Origin of the sequence: Streptomyces coeruleorubidus (genome assembly GCF_028885415.1) — a bacterium.
In the GTDB taxonomy this organism is placed as follows: Bacteria; Actinomycetota; Actinomycetes; order Streptomycetales; family Streptomycetaceae; genus Streptomyces; species Streptomyces coeruleorubidus_A.
In genome coordinates this window covers 7541577-7563256 of record NZ_CP118527.1, presented here as the reverse complement: position 1 = coordinate 7563256, position 21680 = coordinate 7541577, and the positions used below count along the sequence as shown (strand labels likewise).

19 protein-coding genes and 1 pseudogene are annotated in these 21680 nt (G+C 73.6%); 11 read left to right on the top strand and 9 right to left on the bottom strand.

Annotated features, from left to right (window positions below; translation table 11 throughout):
* Positions 1 to 65 precede the first annotated feature (65 nt).
* The 3 genes from PV963_RS35010 (at position 66) to PV963_RS35000 (ending at position 2737) form a co-directional block, all read left to right on the top strand.
* A complete protein-coding gene (locus PV963_RS35010; RefSeq protein ID WP_274820472.1) occupies positions 66 to 1586 on the top strand; it encodes an FAD-dependent oxidoreductase in 1521 nt (506 codons plus the stop codon).
* A 62-nt stretch (positions 1587 to 1648) separates the two neighbouring features.
* Positions 1649 to 2503 carry a polysaccharide deacetylase family protein gene (locus tag PV963_RS35005; RefSeq protein ID WP_274820471.1) on the top strand — a complete coding sequence of 285 codons (855 nt, stop codon included), beginning with the start codon at positions 1649 to 1651 and terminating at the stop codon, positions 2501 to 2503.
* Between the two features lie 18 nt (positions 2504 to 2521).
* On the top strand, positions 2522 to 2737 hold the full coding sequence (locus PV963_RS35000; protein ID WP_274820470.1) for a hypothetical protein: 216 nt from the start codon (positions 2522 to 2524) through the stop codon (positions 2735 to 2737).
* On the opposite strand, the gene PV963_RS34995 is transcribed toward PV963_RS35000, so the two are convergent.
* Both PV963_RS34995 and PV963_RS34990 read right to left on the bottom strand, forming a co-directional pair.
* Entirely contained in the window at positions 2729 to 3400 is a 672-nt protein-coding gene (locus tag PV963_RS34995) for an ABC transporter (RefSeq protein WP_274820469.1), read from the bottom strand. The two genes, PV963_RS35000 and PV963_RS34995, sit on opposite strands and share 9 nt — an antisense overlap.
* Positions 3397 to 4263 (bottom strand): ABC transporter ATP-binding protein, encoded by an 867-nt coding sequence (locus PV963_RS34990; protein ID WP_274820468.1) that lies wholly within the window; start codon positions 4261 to 4263, stop codon positions 3397 to 3399. Before PV963_RS34990 ends, PV963_RS34995 begins: the two co-directional genes overlap by 4 nt.
* 42 nt (positions 4264 to 4305) lie before the next feature.
* Here PV963_RS34990 and PV963_RS34985 point away from each other — a divergent pair, with 42 nt between their 5' ends.
* Positions 4306 to 5067, top strand: coding sequence for an aminoacyl-tRNA hydrolase (locus PV963_RS34985; protein WP_274820467.1), 762 nt, complete (start codon positions 4306 to 4308; stop codon positions 5065 to 5067).
* Positions 5068 to 5136: 69 nt separating this feature from the next.
* A complete protein-coding gene (locus tag PV963_RS34980; RefSeq protein ID WP_274820466.1) occupies positions 5137 to 5598 on the top strand; it encodes a DUF7144 family membrane protein in 462 nt (153 codons plus the stop codon).
* A 13-nt stretch (positions 5599 to 5611) separates the two neighbouring features.
* On the opposite strand, the pseudogene PV963_RS34975 reads toward PV963_RS34980, so the two are convergent.
* A pseudogene (locus tag PV963_RS34975) lies at positions 5612 to 6152 on the bottom strand (potassium channel family protein).
* Positions 6153 to 6337: 185 nt separating this feature from the next.
* Here PV963_RS34975 and PV963_RS34970 point away from each other — a divergent pair.
* The gene (locus PV963_RS34970) at positions 6338 to 7996 is read left to right on the top strand and encodes a DUF692 domain-containing protein (RefSeq protein ID WP_274820465.1); all 1659 of its coding nucleotides are present in this window, start codon (positions 6338 to 6340) and stop codon (positions 7994 to 7996) included.
* A gap of 23 nt (positions 7997 to 8019) precedes the next feature.
* Here the strand turns inward: PV963_RS34970 and PV963_RS34965 are convergent, their stop codons facing one another.
* The 3 genes from PV963_RS34965 to PV963_RS34955 all read right to left on the bottom strand — a co-directional run bounded on the left by PV963_RS34965 (position 8020) and on the right by PV963_RS34955 (position 12678).
* Complete coding sequence (locus tag PV963_RS34965) at positions 8020 to 9426, bottom strand: APC family permease (protein ID WP_425541045.1); 1407 nt, start codon at positions 9424 to 9426, stop codon at positions 8020 to 8022.
* 71 nt (positions 9427 to 9497) lie between these two features.
* Positions 9498 to 11069, bottom strand: coding sequence for a GMC family oxidoreductase (locus PV963_RS34960; protein WP_274820463.1), 1572 nt, complete (start codon positions 11067 to 11069; stop codon positions 9498 to 9500).
* Positions 11070 to 11211: 142 nt separating this feature from the next.
* Positions 11212 to 12678 carry an aldehyde dehydrogenase family protein gene (locus tag PV963_RS34955; protein WP_274820462.1) on the bottom strand — a complete coding sequence of 489 codons (1467 nt, stop codon included), beginning with the start codon at positions 12676 to 12678 and terminating at the stop codon, positions 11212 to 11214.
* 385 nt (positions 12679 to 13063) lie between these two features.
* Here PV963_RS34955 and PV963_RS34950 point away from each other — a divergent pair, with 385 nt between their 5' ends.
* The 3 genes from PV963_RS34950 to PV963_RS34940 all read left to right on the top strand — a co-directional run bounded on the left by PV963_RS34950 (position 13064) and on the right by PV963_RS34940 (position 16407).
* Complete coding sequence (locus PV963_RS34950; protein WP_274820461.1) at positions 13064 to 13810, top strand: DUF4142 domain-containing protein; 747 nt, start codon at positions 13064 to 13066, stop codon at positions 13808 to 13810.
* A gap of 86 nt (positions 13811 to 13896) precedes the next feature.
* On the top strand, positions 13897 to 14670 hold the full coding sequence (locus PV963_RS34945; RefSeq protein ID WP_274820460.1) for a TIGR04222 domain-containing membrane protein: 774 nt from the start codon (positions 13897 to 13899) through the stop codon (positions 14668 to 14670).
* A gap of 114 nt (positions 14671 to 14784) precedes the next feature.
* Positions 14785 to 16407: an alpha/beta hydrolase gene (locus tag PV963_RS34940; RefSeq protein ID WP_274820459.1), complete on the top strand. Its 1623-nt coding sequence runs from the start codon at positions 14785 to 14787 to the stop codon at positions 16405 to 16407.
* Here the strand turns inward: PV963_RS34940 and hemQ are convergent, their stop codons facing one another.
* Together hemQ and hemG are read right to left on the bottom strand one after the other, a co-directional pair.
* Complete coding sequence (gene hemQ / locus PV963_RS34935) at positions 16408 to 17151, bottom strand: hydrogen peroxide-dependent heme synthase (protein WP_274820458.1); 744 nt, start codon at positions 17149 to 17151, stop codon at positions 16408 to 16410.
* 5 nt (positions 17152 to 17156) lie between these two features.
* Positions 17157 to 18623 (bottom strand): protoporphyrinogen oxidase, encoded by a 1467-nt coding sequence (gene hemG, locus PV963_RS34930; RefSeq protein ID WP_274820457.1) that lies wholly within the window; start codon positions 18621 to 18623, stop codon positions 17157 to 17159.
* 159 nt (positions 18624 to 18782) lie between these two features.
* On the opposite strand from hemG, the gene PV963_RS34925 reads away from it, so the two are divergent.
* Positions 18783 to 19775, top strand: coding sequence for a DUF4349 domain-containing protein (locus PV963_RS34925; protein ID WP_274820456.1), 993 nt, complete (start codon positions 18783 to 18785; stop codon positions 19773 to 19775).
* 27 nt (positions 19776 to 19802) lie between these two features.
* Positions 19803 to 21194: an FAD-dependent oxidoreductase gene (locus tag PV963_RS34920; RefSeq protein ID WP_274820455.1), complete on the top strand. Its 1392-nt coding sequence runs from the start codon at positions 19803 to 19805 to the stop codon at positions 21192 to 21194.
* A 92-nt stretch (positions 21195 to 21286) separates the two neighbouring features.
* Here the strand turns inward: PV963_RS34920 and PV963_RS34915 are convergent, their stop codons facing one another.
* Positions 21287 to 21619, bottom strand: a complete 333-nt coding sequence (locus PV963_RS34915) for a hypothetical protein (RefSeq protein ID WP_274820454.1) — start codon at positions 21617 to 21619, stop codon at positions 21287 to 21289.
* Positions 21620 to 21680: the final 61 nt, after the last annotated feature.

Below are 21680 nucleotides of genomic sequence, written 5' to 3'. Positions count from 1 at the left end.
CCGGTCCCTTCTGTAAAGCGACCCGCCGGACACTGAAGCGGGCGGTCGGGGGTACCCGGTGGCTCATGAGCGAGAAGTCACAGGTCAGCAGCTCGTACTGGCTGGAAACCGCACCGGACGGCCGTCATCCGGCCCTGACGGAGGACCTGGACGTCGACGTGGCGGTGATCGGCGCCGGGATCGCCGGACTGAGCACGGCGTGGGAGCTGACGCGGACGGGGCGGAGCGTGGCGGTGCTGGAGGCCGGGCGGGTCGCGGCCGGGGTCACCGGGCACACCACCGCCAAGGTCACCGCCCTGCACACGCTCGTCTACGACAAGCTGCGCCGCACCCGCGGCCCCGAGGGCGCGCGGCTGTACGCCCGGTCCCAGTCCGAGGCGATCGAACGCGCGGCCGGGATCGTCGAGGAGCTGGGCATCGACTGCGAGTGGGAGACCCGGAGCGCCTACACGTACGCGTGCGACGCAGGCCGGCTGGAGGAACTGCGCGCCGAGGCACGGGCGGCCGCCGAGGCGGGGCTGCCCGCCTCGTTCGTGACGGAGACCGGGCTGCCCTTCCCGGTGGCGGGCGCGGTCCGGGTCACCGGCCAGGCCCAGTTCCACCCCCGCAAGTACCTGCTGGCCGTCGCCGCCGACCTGGTCGAACGCGGCGGGCGGATCTTCGAGGACACCACGGTCCTCGGTCTGGACGAGGGCGAGCCGTGCCGGCTGTCGACCACGACCGGGGCGACGGTGCGGGCCCGGGACGTCGTCGTCGCGACGCACTATCCGATCTTCGACCGGGCCCTGCTGTTCGCCCGGCTGGCGCCGCGCCGCGAGCTGGTCGTCGCCGGGACGATCCCCGCGGACCAGGACCCGGACGGCATGTTCATCACGCCCGACGAGGGCGTCCGCTCGGTGCGCACCGCGCCCTACGAGGGCGACCGGCGCCTGCTCGTGGTCACCGGCGAGCACTTCACGCCGGGTACGGGCGACACGCGGGCCCGTTTCGAACGCCTCACCGCCTGGGCCACCGAGCACTTCCCGGACCTGGACGTCACGCACCGGTGGGCCACTCAGGACATCGACCCCACGGACACCGTGCCGATGGTCGGCCCACTGCACCCGGGCGCCCGGCACGCCTATGTGGCCACCGGCTTCGGCGGCTGGGGCATGACCGGCGGCATCATGGCGGGCAGCCTGCTCACCGCGCAGATCACCGGCGAGGAGCGCGAGTGGAGCGGGCTGTACGACCCGCGCCGGCTGAAGCCCGCCGTGCGGGAGGCGCCGTCGTTCCTCAAGACCCAGGCCAAGGTCGCCGGCCACTTCGTCGGGGACCGGCTGCGGCCCGCGCCGCCGGTGGAGTCCCTGCCACCCGGTGAGGGCGCCGTGGTCCGCGCCGACGGGCACCACCGCCTCGCGGTCTACCGGGACGACGACGGCAACCTGCACTCCGTCTCCGCCCGCTGCACCCACCTGGGCTGCATGGTCGCCTTCAACTCCGCCGAACGTGCCTGGGAGTGCCCCTGCCACGGCTCCCGCTTCGACACGGACGGCAAGGTGATCCAGGGCCCGGCGACCAAGCCGCTGGAGCAGCGGGACATCTGACGGCCGGGTGACGCCCGCAACCAACACGCATAACAGGATGATCCCGCTCATATCTTCATACGATGATCACCCTTCTCCGCCGTGTCACCGCCGTCTGTGCCCTGGGCACGGCCCTCGCGGCCTGCGGGACCGACCGGCCCCCGCAGGCGACCCCGCCGTCGGTGTCCGCACCGCCGTTGCGCCCTCCGACCCTCGCCCCCGGCCCCGCCGGCCTGACCCCCGTCTTCGAGCACGGTCCCCGCACCCGCGGCAGGACCGTCGCGCTCACCTTCGACGCCGACATGACCGCCGGGCAGGGGGCACGGGCGGCGGCGGGTGAGCGGTTCGACCATCCGCGGCTGATCTCGACGCTGCGGGCGCTGAGGGTGCCCGCCACCGTGTTCATGACCGGGAGGTGGGCCGAGCAGTACCCGGACCAGGCCCGTTCCATCGGCCGGGACCCGCTCTTCGAGGTCGCCAACCACTCCTACAGCCACTACGCGTACACACGGGACTGCTACGGCCTGCCGACCGTGCCCGAGGGGCGGATGCGGTCGGACGTGCAGCGGGCGTACGCCGCGTTCCGGAAGGCCGGTGTGGCGGATCCGATGCCGTACTTCCGCTTCCCCGGCGGCTGTTACGACCGGCGGGCGCTGAAGGCGCTGACGCCGGTCGGCGTGACCGTCGTGCAGTGGGACGTGGTCGGCGGCGACGCGTTCGAGACGGACCCGGACGTGGTCGCCCGGCGAGTGCTCGACGGGGTACGGCCGGGGTCGGTGGTCGTGCTGCACTGCACGCGCAGCGCCGCCCCGGCGACCGAACGGGCGGTGCGCACGATCGTGCCCGAGCTGCGCCGCGAGGGCTTCCGGTTCGTGAAGGTGTCCGAGCTGATCGGGGCGGCGGACAGCGGGGCGCGGACCCGCCCGGAGGCACGCTGACCGGCCTACGCTGGACGTGTGAGCGAGGACGACTACTGCCTGATCGACGCGACCAGGCCGCCCCGGGCGGACGGGCCGCCGTACGCGATGGGGGTCCCCCCGCTCGAGCGCAGCCGAGAGTGGGGGAGTGTGCTGTGCCGGGAGCCGACGGAGTACCCGGAGTCGTACAAGGGCATCACCCTCTGCCCGGTCTGCGAGTGGCAGGAGGCGCAGCGCACGGCCTGCTCAGGGTGATCTGCGGGCGGCGAGCGCACCGGCCAGGGCCAGCGCGGCGGCCGCGACCAGGGCTGCTGCGGCCAGGGGCAGCAGCGGCAGCGGGACGGTGCCCGACCGTGAGCCGGTCACCAGGCCCCGCACCGCCGCCTGGGCCGGGGAGCCGGTGGCCACCAGGGACAGCAGCGCCGCGAGCAGCAGGGCCAGGACGGCACGGCCCCGCGACCGCAGCAGCGGCCGGCTGGTGAGCGCGCCGACGGCCGTGCCGAGCAGGGCGCAGGCCAGGGCGGCGAGCAGCCCGGCCCCGCAGGCGGGGGCGAGCGGCACCGGGGTGCGGTGGTCCGAGGCGACCGGAGCGCTCAGCAGCGTCACGACGAGGGTCGCGACCGTGCCGAGCGCCGCCGCGCCGGACAACGCCACCAGCAGACAGGCCACGTGGGCGCGTGCGGGCCCGACGGCCGCCGCCACGCAGCCGCGCGCCGACTGCGGCTCGGCCGTGGCACAGATCCGCGCCAGCCAGGCGGCGACGGGCAGCAGCGCGGCGGCGGAGTAGCCGAGCGAGTCGAGCACCGGCTGCCCGGCCTGGACGCTGATCGCGAGGAAGGCGGCGTAGAGCAGGAACGGCGGCAGCCAGCGCTGGGAGCGCAGCAGCAGGGCGGCGTGGTAGCGCAGGAGGGCGGTCATCGGCAGCTCTCGGGGGCGTCCGGCTGCCGCGCCACACTCACCACGTGCCAGGGCGGGCGCGCCGTGAGCAGGGCGCGGAGCAGGACGTCGGAGTGCGGGGCGGGGACGGTGAGGCGGTGGCTGCCCGGCGCGGTCTCCTCGGCGGAGGTGACGGTCCGCCGCACGTCGTCGGGAAGCCGTCCGTCCGGCGGGCCCTGGACCTCGACCGTGACCTGCGGTCCGGACGGCAGCGGTCCCGGCCCGGCGCGCTCGACGAGGCTCCCGTCGCGCACGGTGTACGTCGCGTCGGGCAGGCCCGCCAGGCGGCGCGGGTCGTGGTCGACGAACACCACGGATCCACCGGCCGCGGTGCGCTCGGCGACCGCCCGCTCCAACTCGGCGCGGGCGTCGCTGTCCAGGCCGGTCCACGCCTCGTCCAGCACCAGCAGCTCCGGCTCCGCGAGCAGGGCCTGGGCGACGGCGACCTTCTGGCTGCTGCCCTTCGACAGCCGTGCCATGGGTGTTTCGGCGTAGGTGGCGGCGCCGAGACGCTCCAGCCACTCGGCGGCGGCGCGGGCGGCCGCCGTGCGGGTCAGGCCGTGCACGGCGCCGAGGTGGGTCAAGTAGCCGGCGGCGGTGAACGGCAGGGCAGGCGGGAACCGCTCGGGGACGTACGCGGTGCGCGGGCGGCCGGTGATCCGGCCCTCGCTGGGGGCGTCGATGCCGGCGAGCAGCCGCAGGAGCGTGGACTTGCCGGTGCCGTTGCCGCCCTCGACGCGGACGAGCCGGCCGGGCGCCACCGTCAGGTCGACACCACGCAACACCCAGGGGCCGCGCAGGCCGTAGCGGCGGCCCGCGTTCTCCAGGCACAGGTCGGGTCGCATGCGGCCATCCTGCACGATCTTCCGGCTGGCACACTGGGATTCGTGAGCGAAGACCCGACGCCCGTGAGTGACAGCCCCTTCCGGTCCGAGCCCTCGGCCCGCGACACGGCACCGCAGTTCGTGCTGCCGCTGGTCGTGCGGATCGAGCGGGCGGACCCGCCGGCGCGTACGGACGCGCTGGAGACGGCCGCGCGGGCCGTGCTGACGATCCTCGGCGACGAGCGGTCGGCCGGCGACGGTGAGTGGGCGCAGGCGGTGCGGGACTGGCAGGACTCGCGGATCCGCAAGGTGGTGCGGCGGGCACGCGGCGCCGAGTGGCGGCGGGCGGAGGCGCTGCCCGGCATCACGGTCACCGGAAAGTCGGCCCAGGTGCGGGTCTTCCCGCCGGTCCCGCAGGACGGCTGGCCCAAGGACCTGGCCCGGCTCCAGGTCTCCGGCACCGACCTGGACGATCCGGAGCCGCCGGTGGACGCGGACCCGGCCGCGCCCGTGCTGTGGCTGAACCCGGACCTCGGCATGTCGGCCGGCAAGGCGATGGCCCAGGCCGGACACGCCGCGCAACTGGCCTGGTGGGAACTGCCCGACGAGGAGCGGGCCGCCTGGCACGACGCGGGCTTCGCGCTCTCCGTACGGACGGCCGACCCGGCCCGCTGGCCCGAACTGACGGGCAGCGGCCTGCCGTTGGTCCGCGACGCGGGGTTCACGGAGATCGCGCCCGGCTCGTGCACGGTGGTCGCGGACCACCCGGCGCTGCGCCGGGAGCCGTACGCGCCGGGCGACCCGGCGTCCACCCGTTCGGAGTAGCCGCAGGCGCGCCGGTCGCGGACGGGTGCTCCAGTGGGGTTACCAGCAACCCCGACCCAGGAGGCAGCCATGACCAGCGCCGCGCCCCCTCCCCCCGCTCCGCCCGCCCCCGACGACCGGTCGCCCGGCGGCCCCGGCCCGGCCGGTTCCGGCGACCAGTGGGCGGCCGGGGGCCTCGCTCTCGGCGGCACCCTGATGGTCGTCTACGGCCTGTTCGCGGTGCTCCAGGGCATCGCGGCGATCGCCGACGACGAGGTGTACACGAGCTTCGGCGAGTACGTCTTCGAGTTCGACCTGACCGCGTGGGGCTGGATCCACCTGGTCGTCGGTGTGCTCGTGGTGGCGGCCGGGTTCGGCCTGTTCACCGGGGCCGCCTGGGCCCGGGTCGTGGGCGCGGTCGTGGTGGGACTGGCGCTGATCGCGAACTTCATGTGGCTGCCGTACCAGCCGTTCTGGTCGATCATCATGATCGTGACCGGCCTGTTCGTGCTGTGGTCGGTGTTCAACTACCGCTCGTCCCGCGCGGCGTAGCAGCCGCCGCGGTTCAGGAGGGCGGCGGGCGCCGGTCGCGCGCGGCGACCACCGCGTGCAGCCGGCGCGAGAGCGCGGTGGCCGCCGCCGTGAGGAAGACGAACGTGTACAGGATCTGAGCGACGGTCACCAGACGGGCCTCCTGCCCGCTCGGGGTGATGTCCCCGTAGCCGACGGTCGCGAGCGTGACGACGGTGAAGTACAGCGCGTCGACGCGGGTGCTCAGGCCAGGTGAACTGGCCCGGCCGCTGGGCGAGGGCGTAGTAGCCCGACGAGAAGACTAGCACGGCCAGGCACATCAGCAGCGGGATCATGACGCCCGGCCGGGTGTGCGGCTTCTCCAGCACGACGTCGCGCACCTGGCGCAGCAGCAGCGCGGCCAGCAGCCCCAGGCACAGGGCGAACAGCGGCCAGCCCAGCCAGGGGCGGTCGCCGCCGAGCCCCTCCAGCGGGAGCAGGAAGTAGGCTGTGCCGACGGCGACCACCAGTCCCCCGGCACCGGCCCACACCCGCCGGGGCGAGGCCGGGGCCGCCTGTTCGCTGCCATCGCGCATACGTCCGGTCTACGACGCTTCGGGGGGTGGCGCGAGCCCGGTGCCTCCGTCGGTGGAGCCGGTGAGCCGTCGGTGGGCCGAACCTCAAATGTTCCTCTGAAGGCGCCCGTGGCGGGGTTCGGGGACGGGCGGCTGGGCCATACCCCCCTCACGTTCGAGGAACCGGCTGTGCGGAGGAGGGGACGATGGAACGACTGGGGACGGGCATCGGGTGGCGACCGGAGATCGCGGACGCCGTGGAGCGCATGCCGGGCATCGACTGGGTCGAGGCCGTGGCCGAGAACGTCTGCCCCGGGCATCTGCCCGAGTCGCTGCGGCGGCTGCGCGAGCGCGGCGTCACCGTGGTGCCGCACGGCGTCTCGCTCGGCCTGGGAGGTGCGGACCGCCCCGACGAAGGCCGTCTGACCGCGCTGGCCGAACGGGCCGAGGCACTCGGCTCGCCGCTGGTCACCGAGCACATCGCGTTCGTACGGGCCGGCGGTGCCCTGACGGCGACCCCGCACCTGGAGGCGGGCCATCTGCTGCCCGTCCCCCGGACCCGGGACGCCCTCGACGTCCTGTGCGAGAACGTACGCATCGCGCAGGAGACGCTGCCGGTGCCGCTGGCCGTCGAGAACATCGCCGCGCTGATCTCCTGGCCGGGCGAGGAGATGACGGAGGGCCAGTTCCTGTACGAGCTCGCCGACCGCACGGGCGTCCGGCTCCTCATCGACGTGGCCAACCTGCACACCAACCACGTGAACCGCGCCGAGGACCCGGCCAAGGCCCTCGCCGAGCTGCCCCTGGAGGCCATCGCCTACGTCCATGTCGCCGGCGGCTTCGAACGCGACGGCGTCTGGCACGACAGCCACGCCCACCCCGTCCCCCGCCCGGTCCTCGACATCCTGACCGACCTCGCATCCCGCGTGTCCCCGCCGGGAGTCCTCCTGGAACGCGACGAGAACTTCCCGGAACCGGCGGAGCTGGAGAGCGAGCTGGGGGCGATCCGCAGGGCGTTGGAGGCGGGCGCCGTGGAGCGCGTGAAGGCGGAGGTCCGCTCGGCGGGCAACGCACTCGCCGTACGACGCGCGGAGACCGGGCCCGGCGGGCCCCTGACCAGTGACGCACCCGGAGAGAAGGCCTCGGTCCTGCGGCGCGACCGGGACGGCACCGAGAGGTACGAAGAGACCCGGTCAGCGCCCGGCCCCCGCAGGCCCGGCCAGGCGGCGACACGGCCCGCCGCCCAACGGCCCGAAGAGGCCCGGGGGTCGCAGCCCGGTACCGAGAAGCACGCAGGGGGCCAGTCACAGCCCGGCGTTGGGTCGCGGGATGAAGCCCGGGGCGTCGCGGGTGTGTTGGTCGGTGGGGCCGGACGGGTCGATGAGGACGGGGCGGTCGGGGCGGCACGGGGCGCCTTCGGCCTGCCCCACCCCGGTGGGCCCGGCGGGGACGGGGCCCGGCAGCGGCTCGGGCTCGCGCAGGCCGCGCTGCTGTCGGCGCTGGTCGCGGGGACGCCCGTGCCCGAGGGGTTCGACCGGGTGCGAGTCGGCGTACAGGCTCGGGCGCTGGCCGCCAAGCGGGCGGATGTCGTGGCGAAGGTCGCGCCCGAGCTGCCGGAGATACTCGGGGCGGTCTACCGTACGGCCTTCCTCGCGTACGCCCAGACCCAGCCGATGACCGGCGGCTACCGGCGCGACGCGCTCACCTTCGCCGAGCACCTGCTGTCCGCCGGGCGGCCCGGGGACGCCGCGGCGCGGCGGGAGCTGCGGGAGTGGTGGCTTGAGCGGTCGGGACCGGCGCCGCGATCGCGGCGCCCGGTGCGCCGGCTGGCCCGCGCCACCCGGAAAGCGCTGCTCCGGCGCTGATCCGAGGGCCCGCCCGTCCGCTGTCAGTCCTTCGACAGGGCCTTGTCCTTCGGCACGGCGTCACCGGCAGGCGCGTCGCCCCGGCCGTAGTGGTGGGTGGTGAACATGTACAGCACGCCGGTACCCACCACCACGGCACCGCACAGCAGGACGATCCAGTTCTCGTACCACGGCTTCTCCGGGCTGCGGGCCCAGCAGATGTTGACGATGGCGAAGATGCCGTAGGCGAGCGCCCCGATGTTCACGGGAAGACCCCAGCGGCCCAGGGTGAACTCCCCCGCCGGACGCCACCCCTTGAGCCGGGCCCGCAGCGCGGCCAGCACGACCATCTGGAACGAGCCGTAGATGCCCAGGATCGCGAACGAGACGATGTTGGTGAGGGCGTCCTCGGAGAACAGCGAGGCGAAGGCGATGAGCAGGGGCACGGCGGCCGACACCAGGAGCGCGTACCCGGGCACGGCGCGGGCGTGGGAGAACCGCCGCAGCAGCCGGTGCCCGGCGACCATCTCGTCACGGGCGTAGGAGTAGATGAGCCGCCCGGCCGCGGCCTGGAGGCTGATCGTGCAGGACAGGAAGGAGATCAGCACCACGGCCATCACCATCCGCGCCCCGGCCTCGCCCATGGCGTCGTACAGCACGTCCACCACCGGGTCGGCCTGCTCGCCCGAGATGACCGCGTTGAAGTCCGTGACCGACAGCAGCAGCGACATACAGGTGAACGTGGCCGCGGCACCGCCGATGTAGATGGTGCGGCGCATCGCGCGCGGGATGACACGGCCCGGGTGGGCGACCTCCTCGGCGGTGTCGCCGCACGCCTCGAAGCCGTAGTACTGGTAGAAGCCGATGATCGCGGCCGCGAGGAACGCCGGCAGGTAGGAGCCGTCCCCCTCGGTGCCGTAGGTGTCGAAGATGACGCCGACGCCGTGGTGACGGTGGGTCGACAGCAGGTAGATGCCGACGACGAGAGCGCCGATGAGCTCGCCCGCGAAGCCGATGACGGCCGCCGCCGACAGTGCCTTGGTCCCCATGTAGTTGATGAGGACGGCGACGACGATGAGCACGGCGGTGCACAGCACGGTGGTGTGCACGGTGGTGTCGAAGCCGAAGAGGATGGCGATGTAGGGGCCGGCGCCGTAGGCGACGGAGGTGATGGTCACCAGCAGCGCCCACATGTACACCCAGCCGGTCATCCACGCCCAGCGCTTGCCCCACAGCCGCCGGGCCCAGGGATAGACGCCGCCGGCGATGGGGTACTGGGCGACGATCTCGCCGAAGATCAGCGCCACGAGGAACTGTCCGCAGCCGGCCAGCACGAACGCCCAGATCATCGGCGGTCCGCCGTCGACGATCGCGGTGCCGAAGAGGGTGTAGGTGCTCACCACCGGGGAGAGGTAGGTGAAGCCGAGCGCGAAGTTGGCCCAGGGCCCCATGTCCTTGCGGAACTCCGAGCCGGGCTCTCCTGAGGGCGTGCCGGCCGCCGGTGCGGGAGGCTGGGGACTGGTCACTGCGGGGCCTCCTGTTCCGCGGGGCCGGGACGGTCGAGGATCAGATCGGCGGCGCGTTCGGCGGCGAGCAGGACGGTCACCATCGGGTTGATGGTGGGCATCGTCGGGAACACCGACGCGTCGACGATCCGCACGCCCTCGACGCCGAGCAGTCTCAACTCCGGGTCGCAGACGGCCATCGCGTCGTCCGGGGCGCCCATGCGGCAGGTGCCCGCCGGGTGGTAGACGGTGTGCGCCGCACGGCGGCCGTACTCGGACAGGCCGGCGTCGGAGACGACGTCCGGGCCGGGCGCGACCTCACGGACGAGCCAGTCGCGCAGCGGGTCGGTGGCGGCGACCTCGCGGGCGACCTTCAGCCCGTCCACGATGGTGCGCTCGTCGTGCCCCTCGGGGTCGGTGAAGTACCGGAAGTCCAGGGCGGGATGCTCGGCGGGGTCGGCGCTGCGCAGCCACATGCGGCCGGTGGAGCGGGCACGCGGCACGTTCGGCGTCATGCACACCCCGTACGGCGGCACGGGGTAGCCCAGACGCTCGGTGTTGACGGTGAACGGCACTTGGTAGAAGTGGAACATCAGGTCGGGGCGGGGCTGGCCCTTGTCGCGGCGCAGGAACAGGCCGGCGTCGGAGTCCATCGCGGAGTTGGGCGGCAGCGGCCCCGCCGTCTCCCAGACGATCACGGACTCGGGGTGGTCCAGCAGGTTTTCGCCCACGCCGGGCAGGTCGGCCCGTACGTCGATGCCGAGGCCCCGCAGGTCGTCGGCCGGACCGAGGCCCGAGAGCATCAGCAGGCGCGGGGTGTCGATGGCGCCCGCGCACAGCAGGAGTTCGCGCTCGGCCCGCACGGTGGCGGGTTCGCCGTCGGCGTTTCGGACGGCGACGCGGGTCAGCCGGCCCGACTCGTCGGAGAGCAGCCGGTGCGCCCAGGTCTCCAGCAGGAGCGTGAGGTTGGGCCGGTCCAGGACGGGGTGGAGGTAGGCGACGGAGGCGGAGGAGCGCAGGTTGCCTTCCGGCCGGTAGGCCAGCGAGAAGAAGCCGGTGCCGTCGGCGAAGGGCTCGGCGTTGAAGTCGTCGACGACGGGGACGCCGAGGGCGCGGGAGGCGGCGGTGACGAAGTCCTTGGCGATGGGATTGCGGTCGGCCTCGGCCACCGGGACGATCCGGGTGAGCAGCCGGTCGCGGTAGGGGAGGATCGTCGCCGGGTCCCAGCCGGAGCAGCCCCGGCTCACCCATTCGTCGAGGTCCTGCGGCAGCGGCAGGAAGCTGATCAGCGTGTTGTGCGAGGAGCAGCCGCCCAGGACGCGGGCCCGTGAGTGCAGGATGTGGGAGTTGCCGCGCGGCTGCTCGACGGTGGTGTAGCCGTAGTCGAACTCCGAGCCCAGCAGGTTGATCCAGTTGCGCAGGCGCAGGATGCGCTCGTCGCCGACATCGCTGGGGCCGCCCTCGACGACGCAGACGCGGCAGTCGGGGTCCTCGCTCAGGCGGGCGGCGAGCACGCAGCCGGCCGTGCCGCCGCCGACGATGACGTAGTCGTAGGCGGACTCGGCGCCGTGCGCGGTGGTCGGGGCCATGCGGTGCCCTGCTTTCTGTGTCGTTCTCTTGCGTCACGGGGTCGTTCCCTGCGCCACGGGGTCCTTCCTCGCGCCACGGGGTCCTTCCTCGCGCCACGGGATCGTTCCTCGCGCCACGGGCGGGCGGTGTGCCGGCGGGGGTTCAGCCCTTGAACCAGCCGGAGGGGGCGGGGGCGAGGTTCTGGTAGATGTGCTTGGCCTCCTGGTACTCGCGCAGCCCGGTGGGGCCGAGTTCGCGTCCGACGCCGGAGCGGCCGAAGCCGCCCCACTCGGCCTGCGGCACATAGGGGTGGAAGTCGTTGATCCAGACGGTGCCGTGCCGCAGCCGCTGGGCGACGCGCTGGGCGCGGCTCGCGTCGGAGGTCCACACACCGCCGGCCAGGCCGTAGCGCGTGTCGTTGGCCAGTTCCACCGCCTCGTCCTCGGTGCCGAAGCGCTCGACGGTGACCACCGGGCCGAAGACCTCCTCCTGGACGATCCGCATGGAGCGGTCGCAGTCGGCGAAGACCGTCGGCAGCAGGAAGAAGCCGCGGCTCAGGGCGGGGTCGTCGGGGCGGGTGCCGCCGGTGACGAGCCGGGCGCCCTCCTCCTGGGCGATGGCGATGTAGCGCTCGACCTTCTCGCGGTGCTCGGCGGAGCTGAGCGGGCCGCTCTCGGTGCCCTCCTCCAGGCCGTTGCCGAGCCGGATGGCCTGCGCGCGGCGGGCGAGGGTCCCGACGAACCGGTCGTGCAGCGAGTCCTGGACCAGCAGGCGCGAACCGGCCGAGCAGACCTGGCCGGAGTGCAGGAAGGCGGCGTCCAGCGCGTAGTCCACGGCGGCGTCGAAGTCGGCGTCCGCGAAGACGATGTTGGGGTTCTTGCCGCCGAGTTCCAGGGCGATGTTCCGCGGTCCCTCGGCGGCGCTGGCCATGATGGACCGGCCGGTGGTCAGGCCGCCGGTGAAGGACACCAGGTCGACCTCGGGGTGGCTGGTCAGGGCCGCGCCGACGCTCGCCCCGGAGCCCAGCACCAGGTTGGCGACGCCGGGCGGTGCGCCGGCCTCCTCGATGAGCCGGATCATGGCGATCGTGGTGAGCGGTGTGGTCTCGCTGGGCTTGAGGACGAAGGTGTTGCCGGCGGCCAGCGCCGGGGCGACCTTCCAGGAGGCCTGGAGCAGCGGGTAGTTCCAGGGGGCGATGAGCGCGCAGACTCCGACGGGCTGGTAGACGACGCGGCTGAGGACGTCCGGGCCGACGTCCACGACCCGGCCGCCGTCCTTGCCCGCGAGTTCGGCGTAGTAGCGGAAGGCGTTCGCCACGTCCTCCACGTCGATGCGGGCCTCGGCCAGCGTCTTGCCGGTGTCGAGGGTCTCGGTGCGGGCGATGTCCTCCTGGTCGCGCAGCAGCAGGTCACGGACGCGCAGCAGGAGGTCGGCCCGGCGGCGGGAGCCGGCGTTCGCCCAGTCCTCCTCGTCGAAGGCACGCCGGGCGGCGCGCACGGCGCGGTCCACGTCGGTGGCGTCGGCCTCGTCGACGGTGGTGACGACGGAGGCGTCGTAGGGGTTGACCACCTCCCGCCGGCCACCGGCCGCCGCCTTGGTCCACTCGCCGTCGATGTACAGCTCACCCACCCAGGGCCTCCTTCGCATCCGGCCGGTGCCGATCGGCTCGACGGTCAGCAACATGGCCCATCGGGCGGGTGGCGGCCACGGGCCACACCGCCGTGACGGCGTCCCGGTGGCACGGAGGACCCGCGTGGGCTAGTCGCCCGCCCGGCCAGTCCGCGCGCGAGTGTGCCGGGGCTGACACCCCGGTCCCGCCCGCCTGGAGCCATGGAATGTTTTGCGCCTCTTTGGCCCGGCGAGTCCCCCGTCACGCCTCCCCCAATCGTCCCGTCCTGCCCCCCGTTACAACCATTCGCCCCTGTACGGCAGTTGGCGTAGACCCCGCAGTAACATGTCAACTCCGCACCCGAAGCGCACTAGCGTGCGCGGTGCCGTACCAGGAGGCACCACCATGCGACCGCGACCCCCCGTCAAGGGCCGAGGCATCGTCAGCGGCACGGGGCTCATCGTCACGTGTCTGACGGCGACGCTCGCCGCGCTGGTCTTCTCCCTCTGGCCGTACACCGACCGGCCGGGGGCGGGACCGGACGTGCTGAGCGCCCAGACCCTGCGCACGAGCTACGGCCCGTTGTCCGCGCTCGACCAGGACTTCCTCGTCAAGGTCCGGCTGGCCGGGCTGTGGGAGCTGCCCGCGGGGCGGCAGGCGCAGGCGAAGGGGACGACGCCGGCCGTCCGGACGGCGGGTCGGCATCTCGTCGAGGGGCACAGGTTCCTCGACGAACGGGTGCGCGGTGTCGCCTCGCGGCTGAATCTCGCCCTGCCGGACGAGCCCAGCGACCAGCAGAAGCAGTGGCTGGAAACCCTGGACGCGGCACAGGGTGCCGAGTACGACCGCCAGTTCGCCAACATCCTGCGACTGGCGCACGGCAGGGTCTTCTCGGTCGTCGCCCAGGTCCGGGCGAGCACGCGCAACTCGCTGGTGCGCGACCTCGCCGACGACGCCAACACGACCGTCCTCGACCACATCAAGGTCCTGGAGGCCACGGGCTACGTCGACTTCGACGCCGTGGCCCGCGACATGGCCGGCGGCAGCACTCCCCCGACGGCGTTCCCTGATCCGGCCTCGCCCACGGCTCCAGCCCCGGGCCCGTCCTTCACGCTTCCGCCGCCCACCTTCCGCCCGCCGCCGGAGCAGTGAAACGGAACGTCACATACCGACAACACTGCGTCCGGATCGTGAACGGGGCATGGTGTTTCCGGGACCGTGTCACATACAAACAACATATGCTCTGGGTTCTTTTCCTGCTGGCGGCCTGGGCCGTGGCCGGCACGGCGTGCACCCGCCTGTGCCTGGCCGCCGTACGCGCCGCAGCCGCTGACGCGGACACCGGCCACACCCATGAACTCACGCTCTACGAGGCCGCGTTCCTCTCCGGCGGGCCCCGGCGGGTCGCCGACGTCACCCTCGTCGCCATGGCGCGCCAGCGCCGGCTGCTCCTGGCCCACACCGGCTGGGCGACGGTCGTGGATCCGCGCGGGCGGGACGAGATGGAGCGGTCGGTCATCGGGGCCATCGGCCCCGAGGGGCAGTCCCGGATCGCGCCGGTGCGGGCCACCGCCGCCACGGCGGACGCGGTGCGCGGTATCGCCGACCGGCTGGTGCGCGCGGGGCTCGCGGTGCCCGACAGCGCCCGTACGACGGTCGCGGCGGCCGTCCGGCAGGTGCGCGTGGCTGCCGTCGCCGTACTCGTTCTCGGCGTCGCCGCGCTGCTGACGCCCGCTCCGCCGGACATGCCGCGTCATCTGGTGGCCCTGTGGTTCGCGCTGCCGCTCGCCCTGACCCTGAGCTGCCTCGCCGTCGCCCGCATCGAGGTCCACCCGTACTCGCGCTGGGCCTCCCCGGCCGGCCGGCGGCTGCTCGGCGCACTGACCCGGAAAGCGGACGGCACCGCCGACGACCGCACGTACCTCACCTCCGTGGCCGTACGCGGCGTCCGCGCGATCGGCGAACCGGACCTGCGCGCCGCCTTCACGGACACCCCCTGGGCACACGACTGACAGGCCGGGGGCGCACAGGGGCATCGGCGCCGACACCGGCGGACGGTGCTTGCCTTCCCCAACCGCCCCACGAAACATCCCTTTTGTCGCCACCGTGCACCGAAGGGATACGCGATGAGAGCCGCCCTCCTCTACTCGACAGCAGGATCCTTGCTGCTGAGCGCCCTCACCGCCGCCCCGGACACCGTTGGCGCGAGGGCCGCGGCCGAGCTGCGCGGCACCGCGGTGGCCGCCGCCCGGGCGAAGGCGGCCGGCATCGACTTCGGCCCGTGTCCCGACGCGCAGGACCTGCCCGGCACCATGCAGTGCGGCACGGTCACCGTCCCGCTGGACTACGCACAGCCCGACGGCAGGCAGATCGAGCTCGCCGTCGGCCGTGCCCGGGCCACGCACAAGGACCCGCACAACAGCAAACGCAAGGTCCGCCGCCAGGGCGCCCTGGTCCACAACCCGGGCGGCCCGGGCGCCTCCGGCCTGTACTTCCCCCTCGTCGGCCTGCTCCCCGAGTGGAAGCGGATCGCGGCCGCGTACGACCTCGTCGGCTACGCGCCGCGCGGGGTGGGCCGTTCCGCACCGCTGTCCTGCATGGATCCCAAGCGGTTCTTCAAGGGACCCACGCAGGCGCCGACGCACCCCTCCGAGTCGCACAAGAAGGAACGCATCGCGCAGGCGAAGGTGTACGCGCGCGGCTGCGCCGAGCGGGCCGGCGGCGCGCTGCGGCACTACCACTCGCTGAACAACGCCCGCGACCTCGACGTGCTGCGCGCCGCGCTCGGCGAGGAACGGCTGACCTTCATGGGCTCGTCGTACGGCACGTACTTCGGGTCGCTGTACGCGTCGCTGTTCCCCGGCCACGTACGGCGGATGGTGTTCGACTCGGCGGTCGATCCCGACCCGGCGCAGATCTGGTACCGCAACAACCTCGACCAGTCGGCGGCGTTCGAGGGCCGCTGGCGGGACTTCCGGAGGTGGATCGCCCGGCACGACGACGTGTACGGGCTGGGCAGGACAGCGCGGGAGGTGCGGCGCGGCTACGAGCGGGCGAGCGCGCGGCTGGCCGTCGAACCGGCCGGCGGAAAGGTCGGGCCGGGGCAGTTGCAGGGGGCGTTCCTCCAGGCCGGGTACTACGACGACCAGTGGCCGCACCGGGCGCACGCGCTGTCGGCGTATCTCAAGGGCGATCCCGGGCCGCTGGTCGAGCAGGCGGCACAGCACCCGGAGGCCGCCGTCGAGGCGGAGAACTCACGCGCCGTCTACGTGGCCGTCGAGTGCAACGACGCCCCCTGGCCGACGGACTGGGAGGTGTGGGACCGGGACAACACCCGGCTCGCGCGGGTGGCGCCCTTCGAGACCTGGGACAACGTGTGGACGAACCTGCCCTGCGCCTACTGGGCGGGGCCGCGGCAGCGTCCGCTCGACGTCGGCACCGGGCCGGGCGAACTGCCGCCGACGCTGATCCTGGCCGCCGAGCGGGACGCCGCCACGCCGTACGACGGCGCCCTCGAACTCCACCGCCGCCTCGCGGGCTCGGTCCTGGTGACGGAGCGGGACGCCGGCGCGCACGGCCTGGCGGGCGGGCCGAACGCCTGCGTCAACGGCCACATGGAGGCGTACCTCCTGGAGGGCCGGCTGCCGGGACGGGGTGCGGAGTGCGCCGCGCGTCCGGAACCGAAGCCGCAGCCGCAGCCGCGCTCGGCGGCCCCGGAGCAGCCCGGGGCCGAACGACCGCTCCGCTGATCAGGCCAGACCCGCGACCAGCTCCGCGATGTCCTTGCGGCGGCCCGTGAAGAACGGGACCTCCTCGCGCACGTGCCGACGCGCCTCCGAGGCGCGCAGGTGGCGCATGAGGTCGACGATGCGGTACAGCTCGTCGGCCTCGAAGGCGAGGAGCCACTCGTAGTCGCCGAGGGAGAACGAGGCGACCGTGTTGGCGCGCACGTCCGGGAAGCCGCGGGCCATCTTGCCGTGGTCGGCGAGCATGCGGCGGCGGTCCTCGTCGGGCAGCAGGTACCAGTCGTAGGAGCGCACGAAGGGGTAGACGCTCACGTAGTTGCGGGGCGTCTCGTCGGCGAGGAACGCCGGGATGTGCGAGCGGTTGAACTCGGCGGGCCGGTGCAGCGCCATGTTCGACCACACCGGCGTGAGCGCCCGGCCCAGCTTCGTGCGGCGGAAGAGGTTGTACGCCTCCTGCAGCGCGTCGCTGGTCTCCGCGTGCCACCAGATCATGAGGTCGGCGTCGGCGCGCAGGCCCGAGACGTCGTACGTGCCGCGGATGGTCACGTCCTTGGCGGCGAGCTGGTCGAACAGCTCCTGGACCTCGTCGGCGTACCCGGCGCGGTCCTCGGGGAGGACGTCCTTCAGCTTGAAGACGGACCAGAGCGTGTAGCGGATGACCTCGTTGAGGTCCTTGGCCAGCTTGCCCTTGTTCGGGATGCGGTCGGGCGTGGCGCTGGAGGCCGTGGTGGAGGCGTCGTCACTCATGCTCCTCATTCTCCCGCTCCGCCGTGCAGGCTCTGCACCGGGTGGGCGGTGAGCTCCTGCACAGCCCGCAGGTCACCCTGGATCTGGCCGACCGCGGCGTACGCGCTCGCGATGCACGCCGGGATGCCGACGCCGTCGTACGGCGCGCCGCACACGGCGAGCCCCGGGAGCTTCGCGACGTGCTCGCGGATGCGGGCCACGCGCGCGTGGTGGCCGACGGGGTACTGAGGCAGGCCGTCGTCCCAGCGGGTGACGCGGGTGGCGACGGGGGTGGCGTCCAGGCCGGTCGCCGCCTTCAGGTCGTGCCGGGAGACCGCCACGAGCCCGTCGTCGTCGCGCTGGAGGATCTCCGTCTCGCCGTGCCGTCCGACGGAGGTGCGCAGGACGACCAGGTCAGGGTTCTCGTCGGCGATCCAGCCCCACTTCTGCGAGGCGAAGGTGGAGGCCTTGATGGTGCGCCCGTCGACCGGCGGCACGAGGAAGCCGCTACCCTCGGGGAGGGCCGTCTCGGCGCGGCGGTAGGCGAGGGAGACCAGGGCCATGGAGGCGTACTCGACGCCGCCGAGCTCGGCGGCGGCCCCGGGGGACTCGGTGCGCAGGAGCCGGGCGGCGGCCGGGGCGGGGACGGCGAGCACGACCGCGTCCGCGTGCAGCACCCGCTCACCCGCGACCACGCGCCATCCGCCGCCGTCCGCGGCGCTGTGGCTCAGCTCCGTCACCGGCGTTCCCGTCAGGATCTCGCCGCCGCGTGCCCGCACCGACTCCGCCACCGCGAGGGGCAGGGTGCCGACGCCGCCCTGGAGGCCCATGAACACGGGGCCGGTCTGCTGGGCGGCGGCCGCCTTCGCCTGGAGCTCGCGGACCCCCTCGGTCAGAGAGGTGTGGCTGCGGGCGGCCTGGAAGAGCTGCGGGACGGCCGAGCGCATCGAGATGCGGTACGCGTCGCCCGCGTAGACGCCGCCCAGCAGGGGTTCCACCAGGCGGTCGACGACCTCGCGGCCGAGGCGCGCGGCCACGTACTCCCCGACGGCCACGTCGTCGCCGACCTCCGTGCGGGGCAGCTCGGCGTCGCGGTCGATGCGGGCGAGGCCCTCGTCGGACAGCACGCCGGACAGGGCCGCCGCCGTGCCGGGCACGCCCATCACGTGTCCCTTGGGCATCGGGCGCAGCGCGCCCCGGGTCCAGATCGAGGCCGTCGCGGTCGCGGGCGGCTGGAGCCGGTCGGCGAGGCCCACCTCCCGGGCGAGCGCCACGGCCTCGGGGCGGCGGGCCAGCATCGACTCGGCGCCGAGGTCCACGCGCGCGCCCGCGATCTCCCCGTGCAGCAGCTTGCCGCCGACCCGGTCGGAGGCCTCCAGCACGGTCACCCGCGCCCCGCGCTCCAGCAGCCGGTGCGCGGCGGCCAGTCCCGCGATTCCCGCCCCGATGACGACGACCTGCCCCGTGCCCGCACGGGCTTGAACTTCGCGCATGCCCCCAGCCTCTCAGACCTCACTGACAGCGCTGCCGCGCCCCGGTGTCCTTCACGAGTCCCGACCGTGACCGCATCGGAACCGTCCAGGACCAAACGTCCGGCGCCGCCCGGGCGTCGAAGAAGCATCAGCCGAACCGATCCTCCGGGGGATGCCCACATGCGCACACGACGACCCGCCCGCCACCCCGTCCCGGCCCTCGCCGCGCTCCTGCTGGCCGCGGCCCTCACGCTCACCGGATGCAGCGGCGCGGGCGAGGACTCCGCCGGCAGTACCGCCGCCGACCGCGGGGTCGCCGCCCCGCACGCGAACGACAAGGCCGGCGGGGACGAGGCCGCCCCCGGCGGCGCCCGAAGCGGAGCCAGGGCGACCGCGCCGGCGAAGCTCCCCACGGCCCACATCATCCGCACGGCCTCGCTGACCGTACAGGTCAAGGACGTCCCGAAGGCCCTGGATCAGGCCCGCACCGGAACCGAGAACGCGGGCGGTTACGTCGGCAACGAGACCACCACCCGGGACGCGGAGGGCCACGAGCGCACCCGCGTCGTGCTGCGCGTGCCCTCCGAGAAGTACGACGAGGTCCTCACCGAGCTGCAGGGCGCGGGCAAGCTCCTCGACCTCAGCGCGAAGGCGGAGGACGTCACCGACCAGGTCGTGGACGTGGAGAGCCGGATCAAGTCGCAGCGCGCGAGTGTGGCCCGGATCCGCGAGCTGATGGACCAGGCCACCAAGCTCAGCGACGTGGTGACCCTGGAGGGCGAGCTCAGCACCCGCCAGGCCGACCTGGAGGCGCTGCTCGCGCGCCAGGAGTCCCTGAAGGACCGCACGAGCCTGGCCACCATCACCCTGTCGCTGTCCGAGACCCCTGTGAAGAAGGAGGCGAAGGACGACGACCCGGGCTTCGTGGACGCGCTCGCGGGCGGCTGGAACGCGTTCGTGACGATGCTGCGCTGGCTCGCGGTGGCAGTCGGCGCGGTCCTGCCGTTCGCGACGGTGGGCGCCCTGCTCGTGCTGCTGTGGCTGCGCGTCGTACGCCCCCGCCTCCCCCGCCGCCCGCGCCCCGCATCCGCCGCGAGCGCCCTGGGCCCGCTGCCGACGGCCCGTCCCGCCCCGCAGTCCACGCCCGCGCGGACGCCTGACGAGCAGGACTGAAATGCCCTGCTCCCGTAGCGTGTTCGCATGAACATGAGCCGTACGCGCAGGGAGCGACTGGTCGTGATCGGCGGCGACGCCGCGGGGATGTCCGCGGCGTCGCAGGCGCGCCGTCTGAGGGGCCCCGACGAGCTGGAGATCGTGGCCTTCGAACGCGGCCACTTCACGTCGTACTCGGCGTGCGGCATCCCGTACTGGGTGGGCGGCGACGTCCCGGACCGGGACCGGCTCATCGCCCGCACACCCGAGGAGCACCGCGCGCGGGACATCGATCTGCGGCTGCGCACCGAGGTCACGGAGCTCGACCTCGACGGGCAGCGGGTACGCGCGCGTGACGTGGAGTCCGGCGCGGAGTCCTGGACGTCGTACGACAAACTCGTGATCGCGACGGGCGCCCGGCCGATCCGGCCGGACATTCCCGGCATGGACGCCCCCGGGGTGCACGGTGTGCAGACGCTGGACGACGGCCAGGCGCTGCTCGACACGCTGGCACGCACGCGTGGCCGCCGCGCGGTGGTCGTCGGGGCCGGCTACATCGGCGTGGAGATGGCCGAGGCGCTCATCAACCGCGGCTACGAGGTGACGGTCGTCAACCGCGGCAGCGAGCCCATGTCGACCCTCGACCCCGACATGGGCCGCCTGGTGCACGAGGCCATGGAGGGCCTGGGCATCACGATGGTGAACGACGCCGAGGTCACCAAGATCCTGACGGGTGACGACGGGCGGGTACGGGCGGTGGCCACCCAGGACCGCGACTTCCCGGCGGACGTCGTCGTGCTCGGCATCGGCGTCCGCCCCGAGACGACACTGGCGAAGGCGGCCGGCCTCCCCCTCGGCGCGCACGACGGTCTCCTCACCGACCGCTCGATGCGGGTGCGCGGGCACGAGAACATCTGGGCGGGCGGCGACTGCGTCGAGGTCCTCGACCTGGTCTCCGGCCAGGAACGGCACATCGCGCTGGGCACCCACGCCAACAAGCACGGCCAGGTCATCGGCACCAACGCCGGCGGCGGCTACGCCACGTTCCCGGGCGTGGTCGGCACGGCGGTCAGCAAGGTCTGCGACCTGGAGATCGCGCGCACGGGACTGCGCGAGAAGGACGCCCACCGCGTGGGCCTGCGCTTCGAGGCGGTCACCATCGAGTCGACCAGCCGCGCGGGCTACTACCCGGACGCCTCCCCCATGACGGTCAAGATGCTCGCCGAACACCGCACGGGCCGCCTCCTCGGCGTCCAGATCGTCGGCCGGGAGGGCGCGGGCAAACGAGTCGACATCGCGGCGGTCGCCCTCACGGCGGGCATGACGGCGGAACAGATGACCACGCTGGACCTGGGCTACGCCCCACCGTTCTCCCCTGTCTGGGACCCGGTACTGGTGGCAGCCCGCAAGGCGACGGCAAAAGTGCGCAGTTCTTTGTAAGGGACGGTGCGGGGGGAGGGGCGCGGGGAACTGCGCGAACGGCCACAACGGCCCTGCACCCGGCAACGCACCCACACCCCTACGGCGAAACCTTACGCAGTCCCAGCCGTGCCGTTGATCCGGTCAATGGCCTGCCGGGCCTGCTCCGCCGGCGGCCGCGACGGCAACGACGACACCGACGCCGAAGCCGCCGTCACCGCCGGCGGCTGCTCCCCCGCCGGCTTGGCATGCGCGGCAACCCGCGACGACCGCAACCGGTGACTCACCGCCTCCTCCAGCGTCACGGGCCGCCGCATCTGGGTCGCCAGCCGCCCGGCCTCCTGGCCGAGCCGGGCCACATCCTCCCAGGGGAGCCGCACCACCAGCGTCAACTCCGCCTCACCGTCCGGCAGTGCGTGCATCGGAGGAGTAACTCGGTCGTTCATCGCCTGTTCCTCACGTCGGCCCCGCGACCCGCCTTCCCCGCGCCGCGGGCGGTTGCCGACA

Coding starts and splice junctions, on each gene's coding strand:
- PV963_RS35010 (WP_274820472.1), top strand. CDS start 66: ATGAGCGAGAAGTCACAGGTCAGCAGCTCGTACTGGCTGGAAACCGCA.
- PV963_RS35005 (WP_274820471.1), top strand. CDS start 1,649: ATGATCACCCTTCTCCGCCGTGTCACCGCCGTCTGTGCCCTGGGCACG.
- PV963_RS34995 (WP_274820469.1), bottom strand. CDS start 3,400: ATGACCGCCCTCCTGCGCTACCACGCCGCCCTGCTGCTGCGCTCCCAG.
- PV963_RS34990 (WP_274820468.1), bottom strand. CDS start 4,263: ATGCGACCCGACCTGTGCCTGGAGAACGCGGGCCGCCGCTACGGCCTG.
- PV963_RS34980 (WP_274820466.1), top strand. CDS start 5,137: ATGACCAGCGCCGCGCCCCCTCCCCCCGCTCCGCCCGCCCCCGACGAC.
- PV963_RS34970 (WP_274820465.1), top strand. CDS start 6,338: ATGGAACGACTGGGGACGGGCATCGGGTGGCGACCGGAGATCGCGGAC.
- PV963_RS34965 (WP_425541045.1), bottom strand. CDS start 9,426: ATGGGGCCCTGGGCCAACTTCGCGCTCGGCTTCACCTACCTCTCCCCG.
- PV963_RS34960 (WP_274820463.1), bottom strand. CDS start 11,069: ATGGCCCCGACCACCGCGCACGGCGCCGAGTCCGCCTACGACTACGTC.
- PV963_RS34950 (WP_274820461.1), top strand. CDS start 13,064: ATGCGACCGCGACCCCCCGTCAAGGGCCGAGGCATCGTCAGCGGCACG.
- PV963_RS34945 (WP_274820460.1), top strand. CDS start 13,897: ATGCTCTGGGTTCTTTTCCTGCTGGCGGCCTGGGCCGTGGCCGGCACG.
- PV963_RS34940 (WP_274820459.1), top strand. CDS start 14,785: ATGAGAGCCGCCCTCCTCTACTCGACAGCAGGATCCTTGCTGCTGAGC.
- hemQ (WP_274820458.1), bottom strand. CDS start 17,151: ATGAGTGACGACGCCTCCACCACGGCCTCCAGCGCCACGCCCGACCGC.
- hemG (WP_274820457.1), bottom strand. CDS start 18,623: ATGCGCGAAGTTCAAGCCCGTGCGGGCACGGGGCAGGTCGTCGTCATC.
- PV963_RS34925 (WP_274820456.1), top strand. CDS start 18,783: ATGCGCACACGACGACCCGCCCGCCACCCCGTCCCGGCCCTCGCCGCG.
- PV963_RS34920 (WP_274820455.1), top strand. CDS start 19,803: ATGAACATGAGCCGTACGCGCAGGGAGCGACTGGTCGTGATCGGCGGC.
- PV963_RS34915 (WP_274820454.1), bottom strand. CDS start 21,619: ATGAACGACCGAGTTACTCCTCCGATGCACGCACTGCCGGACGGTGAG.